Origin of the sequence: Clostridium sp. SGI.024 (genome assembly GCF_050315195.1) — a bacterium.
Classification (GTDB): Bacteria; Bacillota; Clostridia; order Clostridiales; family Clostridiaceae; genus Clostridium.
Genome location: NZ_JBNPON010000177.1, coordinates 1 through 313 on the forward strand (window position 1 = coordinate 1; position 313 = coordinate 313).

Below are 313 nucleotides of genomic sequence, written 5' to 3' on the forward strand. Positions count from 1 at the left end.
AGCTTATCGCAACGGAAAAACAAATAATAAGTTTCAACAATTTGCTGATGATTATGGATTTAAAGTCCGTCCCTGCATAGCAGGTAGACCGAATACAAAAGCTAAAGTAGAGGCTCCTATGAAACTATTAGATGAAATTAGAGCTTATAATGGAACTCTAAATATTGATGAATTGCATGAATTAGTTTCAAAACTTAATAACAGAATTAATAGTACATGCCATACATCAACTGGTAAAATTCCAGTATTACATTTAGAAAAAGAAAAAGATTTCTTACTTGAGCTTCCCACAGAACAAATAAGAAATCGTTAT

At 31.0% G+C, this 313-nt stretch carries 1 pseudogene; it reads left to right on the forward strand.

Going from position 1 to position 313, the window contains the following annotated elements:
* Positions 1-313, forward strand: a pseudogene (locus tag ACQRD5_RS17305) (IS21 family transposase); the annotation flags it as partial.